This is a genomic window from Aerococcus mictus (assembly GCF_003286595.3).
GTDB lineage: Bacteria > Bacillota > Bacilli > Lactobacillales > Aerococcaceae > Aerococcus > Aerococcus mictus.
On sequence record NZ_CP132985.1, the window covers coordinates 1,100,578 to 1,113,198 of the forward strand.

General features: G+C 37.3%; 9 protein-coding genes. 8 read left to right on the forward strand and 1 reads right to left on the reverse strand.

What is annotated here, in order from left to right:
- Positions 1–38: 38 nt before the first annotated feature.
- The 6 genes from DBT49_RS05125 (at position 39) to DBT49_RS05150 (ending at position 8,235) form a co-directional block, all read left to right on the forward strand.
- On the forward strand, positions 39–974 hold the full coding sequence (locus tag DBT49_RS05125; protein WP_070560197.1) for a manganese-dependent inorganic pyrophosphatase: 936 nt from the start codon (positions 39–41) through the stop codon (positions 972–974).
- A gap of 379 nt (positions 975–1,353) precedes the next feature.
- The gene (locus DBT49_RS05130) at positions 1,354–4,137 is read left to right on the forward strand and encodes an AAA family ATPase (RefSeq protein ID WP_070560196.1); all 2,784 of its coding nucleotides are present in this window, start codon (positions 1,354–1,356) and stop codon (positions 4,135–4,137) included.
- Between the two features lie 3 nt (positions 4,138–4,140).
- Positions 4,141–4,767, forward strand: a complete 627-nt coding sequence (locus DBT49_RS05135) for a hypothetical protein (protein WP_070560194.1) — start codon at positions 4,141–4,143, stop codon at positions 4,765–4,767.
- A 796-nt stretch (positions 4,768–5,563) separates the two neighbouring features.
- A complete protein-coding gene (locus tag DBT49_RS05140) occupies positions 5,564–6,517 on the forward strand; it encodes an ABC transporter substrate-binding protein (RefSeq protein WP_070560191.1) in 954 nt (317 codons plus the stop codon).
- A 4-nt stretch (positions 6,518–6,521) separates the two neighbouring features.
- Entirely contained in the window at positions 6,522–7,412 is an 891-nt protein-coding gene (locus DBT49_RS05145) for an ABC transporter permease (RefSeq protein ID WP_070560189.1), read from the forward strand.
- 13 nt (positions 7,413–7,425) lie between these two features.
- Positions 7,426–8,235 (forward strand): ABC transporter ATP-binding protein, encoded by an 810-nt coding sequence (locus tag DBT49_RS05150; RefSeq protein ID WP_070560187.1) that lies wholly within the window; start codon positions 7,426–7,428, stop codon positions 8,233–8,235.
- Between the two features lie 70 nt (positions 8,236–8,305).
- On the opposite strand, the gene DBT49_RS05155 is transcribed toward DBT49_RS05150, so the two are convergent.
- On the reverse strand, positions 8,306–8,995 hold the full coding sequence (locus tag DBT49_RS05155) for a MurR/RpiR family transcriptional regulator (protein ID WP_070560185.1): 690 nt from the start codon (positions 8,993–8,995) through the stop codon (positions 8,306–8,308).
- 218 nt (positions 8,996–9,213) lie between these two features.
- On the opposite strand from DBT49_RS05155, the gene DBT49_RS05160 reads away from it, so the two are divergent.
- Both DBT49_RS05160 and DBT49_RS05165 read left to right on the forward strand, forming a co-directional pair.
- Positions 9,214–11,085, forward strand: coding sequence for a flavocytochrome c (locus DBT49_RS05160; protein ID WP_070560183.1), 1,872 nt, complete (start codon positions 9,214–9,216; stop codon positions 11,083–11,085).
- Positions 11,086–11,115: 30 nt separating this feature from the next.
- The gene (locus DBT49_RS05165) at positions 11,116–12,450 is read left to right on the forward strand and encodes a GntP family permease (protein ID WP_060778250.1); all 1,335 of its coding nucleotides are present in this window, start codon (positions 11,116–11,118) and stop codon (positions 12,448–12,450) included.
- Positions 12,451–12,621: the final 171 nt, after the last annotated feature.

The window sequence follows — 12,621 nt, forward strand, 5'->3', positions numbered from 1 at the left end:
TTTATTTATACTATTCAGAGTAAAAGATAGGAGTTATTATGAGTAAAATTTTAATTTTTGGCCACCAAAATCCTGATATGGATGCGATTACCAGTGCTATTTCCTTTAGCTATTTATTAAATACCCTAGGTTATGATACCGAACCCGTTGCTTTAGGAGAGGCTAATGACGAAACTAAATATGCCCTAGATCATTTTAATCATGAAGGCCTTCGTGTGATTGAAAAAGCCGGTGATGAAACTGATACCGTAGCTTTAGTGGACCATAACGAGTTCCAACAATCTGTTGCAGATATAAAAGACCTTAATGTCTTTGCCGTGGTCGACCACCACCGGGTAGGAAACTTCGAAACCTCTGCACCACTTTATTACATTGCTAAACCTTTAGGATGTACCCAAAGTGTGATTTATGACCTTTATCAAGAAAAGGGCGTTGAAATCCCTCAACAAATTGCAGGATTAATGTTATCAGGGATTATCTCTGACACCTTACTCTATTCTTCTCCAACCTGTACCGAAAAAGACAAGGAAATCGCTAAAAAACTAGCTGAAATTGCTGGAGTGGACGATGAAAGCTACGGAACCGAAATGCTTAAGGCTGGTGCTAATGTTGATGATAAATCAGCTGTAGAAATCGCTGATGGAGACGCGAAATCCTTTAATATGGGTGGAAAAGAAGTTCGCATTGGCCAAGTGAATGTGGTAGATGCTAACGATGTTATCAAACGTAAGGATGAAGTCCTTAAAGCCATGAAAGAATTACTAATTAATAATAATTACGATGCTTTCTTATTGGTGATCACCAACATCTTAACCAATGACTCAGAAGGTCTATTAGTTGGCGATGATTCCTTAACTAAGAACCTTGAAAAAGCTTTTGATGTAGATGTTACAGACCATCAATTAGCCTTGAAAGGCATTGTTTCGCGTAAGAAACAAATTGTCCCTCCATTAACAGATTCCTTTGAAGGCTAATCTAGTTTTTGATTAAGTATTAAATGAATATAAACAAAATGTCACAATGATAAGATTGTGGCATTTTTTTGTGTGCTGACAGGATTCTCTAGGAATTGAATAATTTATTATATATGAAAGTTTATATTTTTGGATTAAGGAATAGGTTTGGATTTCACACTAATATTCTATAAATATAAAAAAAGTTTATGAAATTTTTATTAAAATATAACTCTTATATAAAATTAATGTATAATATTTCCTATACTCCCGTGTTAATTTACTTCTTAATTATGGGAATAGCTTAATAGGCTATTATTTCACGACGTCGATCATTTATGACGTCGGATAAAATATCTTAAAAATAGAAGCATAGATGAACTTGTAATGGAGTGAAAATATGTCATTTTATAAAGTTGGAATAGGCGATGATGCCTGGGATTTAGTCGATGCTTATGAAGCGGCAAGCAATGGTGATACCATCGAATTTGAGCCAGATTATTATATTGATCAAGCATATATAGCAGGCTTAAATATAAAGAAATCGCTTAATTTTGTAGGAAATATTTTGCCTAAAAGTGATGGGGGGCAATTATTCACTAGTGCTATTAAGGTACCAATTGCTGTTACTGACGGAGCGACAGTGACCTTTACTGACCTATGGTTTGATCGTACCTATAGTGATTTTTCAGCAATTGGAGTTGAAAGTAATTCTAGTGCGATATTTAGTAATTGTATCGTCAATGATTCCGATACCGATCAAAATCAGGTTTTAATATATTGTGCAGAGAATTCTAATTTGACTATGACAGATTGTGCTACTTATCCTCAAAACTCAGATTTAAAAAAATCAATAAAGCTTATTGATTCTCAAGGAACATTTTGTAATTCGACTTTTTATTCGGCTTCATTTTTCCAAGGATCTGAAATAAATATTTCAAATTGTACAATTATAAACTATGGAATGAATGTAATTATTTCGGAATTTTCCAAATTAAATATCAAGCAGTCTCATATCGAAGGCGGAAGTATTGAAAGTGGTTATCCTGCCTGTAGTATAAAAAATTCGTCTGTAACAGTGAGTTCCTCATCGATTATTCAAGAAATTACGAGCAGTGAAAGCCATGCTTGGGCTGTCCAAGCTCAAGAAGGATCAAATCTAAGTTTTTCGGATTCTTCAGTGAGTGCTATCAATATATACGATTCCAAATTGTTTATGAATTCTGTGGAAATCGTTTATTACTTAGGAATCCATGAATCATCACTAGTCAGATTTCAACATATTGTTGACTTGCAAGGAAAATGTAGTGAGTTACTTGATTTGTATATTGGCGGTAACTCAGCCTTGATTGCTGACGAGTTAAAATTGAATAGGATAATTGATCCAAATGTTCGAGTAATTCAAGACTCACACCTATATATCAAACAGTTAAGCTATGATCAAGGAAAAGTAGACGATCTTAATTTTGAAGTTGATGAAACGAGTTATTTCAATTTATTAGCTGAAAATCAAGGGCTAACTGAAGATAAACAAGTTCCGCAAAATCAAAAAGAAGTAGAGAGAAATCCTCAAGCATCGATGGAGAAACTAAAAAATTTAGTCGGGCTCACTAAGGTCAAAGAAGAAATCAAAAAAATGATTCGGATGGTGGAATTCAATAAGCACCGAATAGCTAAGGGACTTAAGCCCCAAAAGGTTGTCCTGCATTCCGTTTTTATGGGAAATCCTGGAACAGGAAAAACAACATTGGCTCGAATCTTAGGGGAAGTCCTATTTGACTACGGCATATTTAAGGGTGATGAATTGAAATTCATCGAAGTAAAAGAGGCAGACCTTATTTCTGGTTATGTGGGACAAACTGCTATTCAAACACAAAATATTTTAGACCAAGCTAAGGGCGGAATCCTTTTTATTGATGAAGCCTACACTTTGAATAAGAAAGACGCTAGTGTCAATCATGGGCAGGAAGCGATTAATACGATTTTAACCTTCATGGAAGATAACCGTGATGATACGATGATTATTTTTGCGGGTTATACGAAAGAAATGGAACAGTTTCTGAAGACCAACCCGGGCTTAAAATCAAGGGTACCTAACACCTTCCTCTTTGAGGACTATACAGCTGATGAAATAGTTTCCATGGGAGAGAAGCAGTTAAAGGCAAATGATTATCTATTAGAAGATTGCGATTATTATAAGCGTAATGTTTCCAGGGTATACAATGCCTCGCTGGATCGAAGTAATGGACGCTGGATACGTAACTTTAATGAAAAACTCTATAAGGCCTTGGCTGATCGTTGCTATAAAAATGAACAATTTGAAGATTTAAATACCATCACCAATCAAGATATTGATGAAGTCCTAGGTAAACATGCCAGTTATGAAGTTAAAACTGGAAAGGATGCCTTTGACTCCTTAAATGAATTGATCGGACTGGCAAAAGTTAAACAGCAAATTTCAGATTTTGTCCATTTAGCAGAATTAAATCGTCGACGTGAAGAAGAAAATGGTGGAGAAGCCAAGTTCACCCTACACTCGCTCTTCTTAGGAAATCCAGGGACAGGAAAGACGACTGTTGCTCGTATTCTAGGTGAAATTTTCTATCAAAAGGGAATTATCGCTCAAAAGAAATTTATCGAAGTGTCGAGGAGTGATCTTGTCGCTGGCTATGTGGGCCAAACCTCCTTAAAAACGAGAGAAGTTTTGGAATCCGCTTTAGGTGGGGTCCTCTTTATTGACGAAGCTTATTCACTAGCCAATAGTAATGATAATTTTGGTCAGGAAGCTATCAATGAGATCCTTAAATTTATGGAAGACCACCGTCAAGATATTATCATTGTTTTAGCGGGTTATACCAAGGAAATGAATACATTTTTAAGTACTAACTCTGGCTTAACTAGCCGTATTCCAAATGTTTTTGATTTTGAAGATTACTCTGAAGATGAGATTGTAGAAATCGGTCGTTTGGGATTGAGCAAGCAAAGTTACACGTTCAATGAATCGCTTTATGGAGAGATCATTAAAAAAGCTTATGCAGGCTCGAATGACCATAGCAATGGTCGCTGGATCAGAAATGTTAATGAGCGCTTGATTAAGCACCTATCCAGTCGAGTAGCAAATGACCCGCAAGCAGATATTAACCAAATCACCGATGAGGATATTTTAAAATTATTGGAGGACTAAAATATGACAGATAAAGACTATGTTCAACCACCAAAAAAAGATTTTACTGCAAATAAGGAATATGTTCAGCCATCGAAAAAAGATAAGCTAGTAGATAAAGACTACGTTCAACCACCCAAAAAGGATGAGCTGTTTACAAATTCAACGAATAATGAAAATATCTATGAAAGTTCCAATAGTAATGAGCAAACATTAGAAGCTCAGGATAAAGGTGAATCCTTTTTACAATCCATTAAATACCATCTTACTCCTGAATTTAGGGAGGAATATAACGTTCGACGCTTTTTTGGTTGTCTCATGGTGTTTTTTACTTTGTTCGGTGGGAGCGGCGCTACTTTATTTAGTTTAGGGGGCCTATTTACCTTAGTCTGGACATTTTTGGCTTGGGAATTTTGGCATTATTCTTTCTGGAGTTACAATCGGGGATTTATTAATAACTTTTTACAGAATATTGTTTATTTTGGCTCTTTCTCTTCATTGCTTGGGCGAGCTATTCTTCAAAACTTCCTGGTTCTTTTATGGGTCTCTTTTATCGCCCCTATCTCTGGATTTCTCGCCTGGCGGCAAGCAGTTAGACATGATAGAGCTTTAACGCTAGATAATGAGAGAACAAGAGTCTGGAAAGATTAAATTAAAAGTGATTTTTTAAAAAGAATTTTGATTAGTTAGTCAGATCTCAATGTCACTAACTAGCAAGTCGCTTTGAAGCACACTGTTTGGTGTAAAATCAAAGGTAAGTCTATTAACCGATTCATTTCAAGGATAATTACTTATTTTTAATTTAAGTAGTCAACTTAATAGAAGTAGAGTCAAGCTGGACTTAAGGTCCGGCTTTTTTTAATTAACTATGTTTTAGAACTTACTTTTATTTGAAAATTAATCCCTTTAAAATTTAAAACTTTTATTAATGCTTAAGCCGATGATTTGGGGCTTTCACGACTTCGTGTGGAGATTATTTTTTCTGACACGAAGCTGGCTTTGTCTCAATAAATTTCAAATTGTTTGAATATTAAAACAAGAAAGTCGTTGACATTTATCAATTTCCTGCTTATGATGAATGTATCTTAATAAAAAGGACGTAAGAGAAATGTTAGCAATCCAATTCAATTCGCATATGGTTTTATCTTTAGATATCACCACTAATACATATTACTATAGCTATTTTAGATAATGTTTGTAGCTGTGACACTATCATAGATACAAACAAACGCAAGTTTTTGTATCTATGATGGCTACAGTTTTTATGTGTTCAAGCCATCTGGAATGATAAATTCTAATGGCTTGAGGCGAATTCTTTTGGAATACACTCTCAAAAGGTTCAATTAGTTTTTATCGAAACTAATTGAACCTTTTTTGTTTTTATTAAGACTGTGTTGTTAGAAATAAAGAAAATAGTGATTTTAGACATTAGAAAGAGGAGATTAGGATGAAAAAACAAGTGATGAAAATAATGAGCTTAGGAGCATTAGCTCTTGGACTAATGGGTTGTGGCCAAGGGAAAGAGAACGATCAAAAAGAAATTGGCATCATTCAATACGCAGAACACCAAGCACTGAATGATTCCCATGAAGGTTTCCTAGAAGGATTGGCTGAAGGCGGCTTAAAAGATGGAGAAAAGATTAAAGTCGACTACCAAAATGCCCAAGCAGACCAATCCAATCTCAATAGCATTGCTCAGGGGATGAAAGGACGAAAAGATCTCGTCTTTACAATTGCTACGCCCGCTGCTCAAGCAGCACTCAATGCTGATAAGGAAACGCCTACTTTATTTACCGCAGTCACCGATCCTGAAGCGGCTAATCTAGTTAAATCAAACGATCATCCAGGGACCAATGCTAGTGGGACTAGTGACAGAGCTCCCGTTGAAAAAGCGGTCGACTTGCTCTTGAAGATTAACCCAGAAATGAAGACAGTCGGCATGCCTTACAATTCAAGCGAGGTCAATTCTGAAATTCAATTTACTGCCTTTAAAGAATACGCTGAAAGTAAAGGTCTAAAGGTCGAAGCTCAAACGGTAACCACAAGCAATGAAGTGCAATCTGCAATCACTGCTTTAGCTAAAAAGGTAGATGGTATTTGCTTACCGACTGATAATACCATTGCCCAAACCATTCCTACTATCGGTAAAGTAGTAAAAGAAGAAAAAGTTCCAACAATTGGCGCAGAAAGTGCTCATATTGAGGGTTGTCTTGCGACCTACGGAGTTAATTTCAAACTTTTGGGCCGTCAAACTGCTGAAATGGCCCTTAAAATTTTAGAAGAGGGGGCTGATATTAGTGAGATGCCAGTAGAAAAAGCTAATGAATTCGAATTACAAGTGAATGAAGAAATGGCAAGCGCACTTGGAATTGATACCGAGCAGCTGAAGAAGGGAGAATAGAATAATGGCCATCATTATTTCTAGTATTTCACAGGGCTTGATGTGGACTATCTTAGCCTTTGGGGTTTATTTAAGCTTTCGCATCTTAGATATTGCTGATATGTCTGCTGAGGGAAGCTTTCCTCTCGGGGCAGCGGTATGTGCCAAGCTGATTGTTTCGGGTTGGCATCCCTTATTAGCTACCTTGCTCGCTTTCCTTGCTGGTATGCTGGCAGGAGCAGTGAACGGTTTTATGATTAATAAGATGCATATTCCAGCCTTATTATCAGGGATTCTAACCATGACCGGACTCTACTCAGTAAATATCCGCATCATGGGTCAAGCTAATACTCCCTTATTAGGTGAAGCCAACCTAATGGATAGCCTTTATAATCTGGGCTTTAATTCCACAGCTGCTTCCTTAACCATCAGCTTGATTTTCGTCATTTTAGTGATCTTTATTTTGGTTGTATTTATGAATACTGAGTATGGTTTAAGTCTAAGGGCGACCGGGGATAATCCCCTTATGGCGGAAGCCAATGGTATTCGAACTGATCAAATGAAATTAGTTGGCCTGATGATTTCAAACGGTTTGATCGCTTTGTCCGGTGCGATTATCTGTCAAAATAATGGTTATGCGGACATTGCCATGGGGACAGGAACCATTGTTATTGGCTTAGCAGCAGTAATTATAGGCGAGGTTATTTGTCGAAATTTAAGCTTCGGTAAACGCTTAGTAACGATTGCTATTGGGGCAGTCATTTATCGCTTAATTATTGACTTTATCATGCAACAGCAAGTCATTCCTGTCTTACCAAGTGATATAAAAATCTTATCCTCCTTAACCCTAGCGATTATCCTCTTTGCTCCTTATGCCAAGAGTCAAATCGAGCACAAGACAAAACAAAAACAGTAGAAAGGTGGTTACTATGTCAGAATTATTGAAATTAAAGCAGGTAAACAAAGTTTTTAATATGAATAGTGCTAATGAAAATCATGTGATCAAAGACTTTAATTTGACTATTCATGAAGGGGAATTTGTTTGTGTGATTGGATCCAATGGGGCGGGAAAATCAACTCTATTAAACTTAATTGCTGGAACCCATCCTGTGACTTCTGGGCAGATCTTTTTAAAGGGAAAAGAAATTACTCAAGATCCTGCCTTTAAACGTGCTGGTCAGATTAGTCGGGTTTTTCAAGACCCACAAATGGGCACTGCTCGCAACTTAACCATTGAAGAAAACCTCGCTATTGCTTATAAAAGAGGGGAGAAGCGGTCTTTTAATCTGGCGGTTACTGAAGAAATGCGGCAAGTTTTTCATAGAGAATTAGGCCGAATGAATCTGGGTCTGGATCAACGCTTAACTACACCAGCTGCTAATTTATCAGGCGGGCAACGCCAGGTGTTAACCCTCTTGATGGCTATTTTGCAGAAGCCAGAACTTTTACTCCTGGATGAACATATTGCAGCTCTTGATCCTCGGACCAGTGCTATGGTTATGGACTTAACAGACCAATTAATTTCAGAACATCAATTAACCAGCTTAATGATTACTCATGATATGAACGACGCTTTAAGCTATGGAAATCGTTTAATTATGCTTCATGAAGGACGAATTGTGGTTGATGTGAGTGGGGATGATAAAAGCAAGTTGTCAGTCGAAGATCTTATGGAGCTCTTTAAAAAGAGTGTTGGTGATCAATTAGTTAGTGATGAATTATTACTCAATACGAAGTAAAAGAAGCCCATAAAGAACAGCCCAGTGAATCGGTAACCAATCCACTGGGCTTTTTAGTATTGATTGCTTGTTATCTATCTAATCTTTTCAAGGAATCAGCGATTAATTCCTCAAAATAAATGAGTGTTAGGCCAAAAAAGACTTGGGCTTTATATTCCTTATACCGAAAAATAGAATAGGATTTGGTGTCAATTGTTAGTTGCGCATTTTTTTGTAGCTGACCACTTGGATTACCGGTAAATACCATATATTCTACACCGTTCTTATGAGCAAGCTGAGCTAAACGTAGGAGATATTCGGTCTCCCCAGAATGACTAATGAAAATAATAACGGCTTCCTCAGCAAAGGTTTTATTGATGAATTCCTCGTAAGTATTACTTATGGAGCGAAAGCCAAAAGTATTTAAGAGGTCAGACATATAATTGGCTAAGTGTAAGGAAAAGCCTAGACCCATAAAAATAAATAGCTTATCTTGATACTTTTCAATCATTTGATAAAAAGCATCACCATAGCAATCGATGATTGATTGTTGGCTGACGTGCATTTCTTTTTCACGTTCTTGGTTAAATTGAAATAATAATTCACTATAACCAGAGAAGTTCATTTTTTTGGCCAAATGGATAATGGTTGCCGGGGAAACATAGGCTTTTTCTGCTAGCTCGCGGATCGTAAGCTTAGCATCAGATTGGATTATATGCTTTAAAATATCAACTTCAGTGTCAGTTAAATGATATTTACTGATAATACGGTCTAATTTCATTTAATTACCTCATTATATTTATTAATAAATTACATTATAACATTTTTACAAGAATCCTTGATAGCTATTACTTTAATCACTAATGGGTTATTTTCTATTTTGTTTAGTTTGAAATTGAACATGTTTATATTAACTCCTAAAGTATAGTAACAGCTATTCTTAATATGTTATCCTTATCACGAACACAGGTTATCTATTTATTTTTAGGAGGTATAAAGATGACAAAAGGTCTTTTTGAACCAGGTAGTTATTCTGTTAGAGCAGCAGGACACAATGGGTCTTTACCTATGGAAGTCACTCTGACTGACGATCGCATTAAGAGTATTGAGATTGATACTAGTGGTGAAAGTAAGGGAATCACTTCACCAGTCTTTGAAAGAATTCCTAAAGCAATTATTGAAGGCCAAACCCTCAATGTCGATACCGTCAGTGGAGCGACAGTAACCAGTAAGGGGATTTTGGCAGGTGTTGCCGACGCTATTGAAGCAGCCGGTGGGGACCCTGAAGAATTCCGTAATCGCCCTAAATACCAAGCTGACCAAGCTGAAAGTCCTGATGAAAAAACTGCTGATGTGGTTGTATTAGGTTCAGGTGGAGCCGGTTTATCAGCAGCAATCGGTGCCGTTGATAAGGGAGCTAAAGTCATTCTTCTTGAAAAATTCCCTTCACTCGGCGGAAATACTACTCGGACTGGGGGACAAATTAACTCTGCTGACCCTGAATGGCAAAAAGGCTTTGATGCTTTCCCAGGGGAAGTCAATAACTTAAAGGGAATTTATCAAATGGACGAAGCGGACATCCCAGAAGCCTATCGCCCACAATTCCGTGAGTTAAAAGACGAGCTAGAAAAATACTTTGCTGATATGGAAAACGGAGAAAATTACCTCTTTGATTCAGAAAACCTCTTCTGTATCCAAACCTTATTAGGAGGAACCCGGAAAGACTTAGATGGTCATGTTACCTATGGTAATTACGACTTAGTATCTAATTTAACCCACAAAGGTCGTCAAACTATTGAATGGATGAAAACCAAGGGCGTTGAATTTGATGAAGAGCATGTTACTGAACCTGTGGGAGCTTCCTGGCGCCGTGCCCGTGAACCAATTCCTACTGGTGGTTATGGCTTTATTGACCCCTTGCAAAAATACTTTACCCAACAAGGTGGGGAAATTATTACTGACTGCCAAGCCAAAGAATTACTGGTAGAAGACGGTAAAATTGTTGGTGTGAAAGCTCAATTCAGTAACGGCAATGACTTAACCGTTCACGCTAAGAGTGGGGTAGTTATGGCTACTGGTGGCTACTCAGCTAACTATGAAATGGTCAAAAAATATGATAATTACTGGGGTAATCTTCCTGAAACTATTCCAACAACCAATTCACCAGCTTTAACCGGTGATGGTATTGCAATGGGGTTATCAGTTAATGCAGCTCTAGTAGATATGGGCTTTGCTCAATTAATGCCTAGTGCCGACCCTATTACAGGTAATATCTTTAGTGGGATTGACTGTCCACCTTCCGATTTCGTCTTTGTTAACTTAGAAGGTAAACGTTTTGTTAATGAATATGGAAACCGTGACCAACTTTGCCAAGCAATCTTTGACCAAGGTGGATTGATTTACAATATTTCTGATAAGAATATTGCGGCAACCCGTTTCAATTCTACTGATGAACAACTCGAAAATGATATTAAAAATGATGCTTGCTTTAGAGCAGATACCTTAGAAGAACTTGCTGAACAAATCAATATTGATCCTGAAGTTCTGGTTGATACCATTGAGAAATATAACCAATATGTTGAGGATGGACACGACCCTGAATTTAATAAGGGTTCATTCAACTATAAGGTAGAGGTTCCTCCATTCTACGCGACTCCAAGAAGTCCTGCAACTCATCATACCATGGGTGGTTTGAAAATCAATGTGAATGCCCAAGTAATCAATGAAGATGGTGAAGTTATTGATGGCTTATTTGCAGCTGGTGAAGTTGCAGGTGGTATTCACGCAGGGAACCGTCTTGGCGGAAACGCCTTAATTGACATCTTTACTTACGGAAGAATTGCTGGCGAAAACGCTGCAAGCAATCGATAGTCTTTAGAACGAGGAAAGGTGTATTAACTTATGGAAGTTATTGGTATTATTGGGCTAATTGTAGCCATAATTAGCGTCATTTACCTTTCATTTAAAGGTTTAAGCATGGTAGTGGCAGCGCCACTATCTGCTTTAATTATTATCTTATGTAACCAAATGGATATCTTTGGATCATTAATTGGTCCAGAAAATTCTTATATGGCAGGATTGGCCGGCTTTTTAATTAAGAACTTCGGGATTTTCATCCTGGGTGCTATTTTAGGCCAATACATGGATAAGAGTGGAGCAACCGTTTCTATTGCTAACTTTATTTTAGACAAAGTTGGAACTGAAAGTGCCTATAAAGTGCTGGTAGCCTTAACCTTTATCGGGGCCTTACTAACCTTTGGTGGTATTAGTATTTTTGTGGTTTTCTTTACTTTAATTCCTCTTGCCAGACCGATTTTTAAGAAATTAGATATTAACTGGAAATTATTATCTATTCCATTATATTTAGGAGCCGGGACCTTTACCATGTCCATGATTCCGGGAACTCCGTCCGTACAAAATGCTATCCCTACAACGACACTTGGCACGAGCTTAACGGCTGCTCCAGTGCTTGGGATTATTTCTACTGTTGTCATGCTGGGCTTTGGTCTATGGTATATGAAATACGAACTCGACAAGAGTCAAGCAAAAGGCGAAGGTTTCTATTCATATCTTGAAGGAGATACAAGTCAGATCGAAGAGGATGTCGTTGAACATTCTGATAATGACTTACCATCCTTTGTGACCAGTATTATTCCTTTGGTTATTTTAATTGCAACTATTATGATTTTTTCAAACGTTGATAATATCATCTTAATTGCCTTAACCATTAGCATTGTGTTATCTGCGTTCTTATTTAAATCTTATTTACCTAAGCAAACAGAAGTCTTAAATGCTGGTGCTACAGGCTCAGTAGGCTCTTCCTTTGGGGCAGCAAGTGCTGTGGCCTTTGGAGCGGTATTAACCAGTGCGCCAACCTTTGACGCAATTAAACAAGCCATCCTTAATATTCCTGGACCACCATTAGTTAGTTTAGCGGTTGCAACCGCTATTCTTTCAGGGGTCATGGCTGCTTCAGGTGCCATCGGGACAGTTATTACCCAATTAGCACCAACTTACTTATCAATGGGGATTCCAGCTGAAATTATCCACCGTATCGTTGTTATTGGTGGTGGAGTAATTACAGTTGTTCCTCAATCAGGAGTTGTCTTAACCTTTAACAATATTAGTGGTTTAGACTTCAAACATGGTTTTAAAGAAGCATTTATTGTAAGTAACGGTGGCTTCTTATTATCCTTAATCGTTACTGTCATTGTGGCACAAATCTTCTACTTGTAAGATTTAACAAGCTTTAAATAGCCCCCAATTAAAGAACAGGATTAGAAGGTCCTGTTCTTTTTCTTTTTCTTTGGTGTCCCTGGCATGGGGCAAAACTCGGTGGTGAAATTCTAGCTTTTCGATCACACTATAAAAGTATTCCAAACGATATGCTTTATATGCTATTATTTT

What these genes read in the sequence shown, in the direction of transcription:
- DBT49_RS05125 (WP_070560197.1), top strand. Translation starts at nt 39, where the DNA reads ATGAGTAAAATTTTAATTTTTGGCCACCAAAATCCTGATATGGATGCG.
- DBT49_RS05130 (WP_070560196.1), top strand. Translation starts at nt 1,354, where the DNA reads ATGTCATTTTATAAAGTTGGAATAGGCGATGATGCCTGGGATTTAGTC.
- DBT49_RS05135 (WP_070560194.1), top strand. Translation starts at nt 4,141, where the DNA reads ATGACAGATAAAGACTATGTTCAACCACCAAAAAAAGATTTTACTGCA.
- DBT49_RS05140 (WP_070560191.1), top strand. Translation starts at nt 5,564, where the DNA reads ATGAAAAAACAAGTGATGAAAATAATGAGCTTAGGAGCATTAGCTCTT.
- DBT49_RS05145 (WP_070560189.1), top strand. Translation starts at nt 6,522, where the DNA reads ATGGCCATCATTATTTCTAGTATTTCACAGGGCTTGATGTGGACTATC.
- DBT49_RS05150 (WP_070560187.1), top strand. Translation starts at nt 7,426, where the DNA reads ATGTCAGAATTATTGAAATTAAAGCAGGTAAACAAAGTTTTTAATATG.
- DBT49_RS05155 (WP_070560185.1), bottom strand. Translation starts at nt 8,995, where the DNA reads ATGAAATTAGACCGTATTATCAGTAAATATCATTTAACTGACACTGAA.
- DBT49_RS05160 (WP_070560183.1), top strand. Translation starts at nt 9,214, where the DNA reads ATGACAAAAGGTCTTTTTGAACCAGGTAGTTATTCTGTTAGAGCAGCA.
- DBT49_RS05165 (WP_060778250.1), top strand. Translation starts at nt 11,116, where the DNA reads ATGGAAGTTATTGGTATTATTGGGCTAATTGTAGCCATAATTAGCGTC.